The organism is Methanobacterium alcaliphilum, from assembly GCF_023227715.1.
Classification (GTDB): Archaea; Methanobacteriota; Methanobacteria; order Methanobacteriales; family Methanobacteriaceae; genus Methanobacterium_E; species Methanobacterium_E alcaliphilum.
The window spans coordinates 1-307 of record NZ_JALKIF010000041.1 but is presented as its reverse complement, the minus strand read 5'-3'; the positions used below and the strand labels follow the sequence as shown (position 1 = coordinate 307).

Annotated in this window: 1 pseudogene; it reads left to right on the top strand. The window is 32.9% G+C overall.

Annotation, left to right across the window (positions count from 1 at the left end):
- A pseudogene (locus tag MXE27_RS11775) lies at positions 1 to 307 on the top strand (archaeosine biosynthesis radical SAM protein RaSEA); the annotation flags it as partial.

Here is a 307-nt window from a genome sequence, read left to right as displayed (position 1 = left end):
GTCCTTCTACAATCCATAAAGGAACTGTAATGGAAGAATTATGGCGTAAAGGTTCATATCAACCTCCTAGAATTTGGAGTGTTGTTGAGATTATAAATACTGTTAGAAAAACTGTGAAAATTCCAGCGGTAATGGATACTTCTGGTTTTGGTTCTCGTAGAGGCCCGTATAATTGTAAAAACTGTAATTCAAAATTAAAAAGAGCCATTATGGATTCCAATCTTGATCAAAGTTTAATAGAAGGCTTTGAATGTGATTGTAAAAAAGAATGGGTTGCTGAAACAGAATTTTCTGAATTAAATAGATC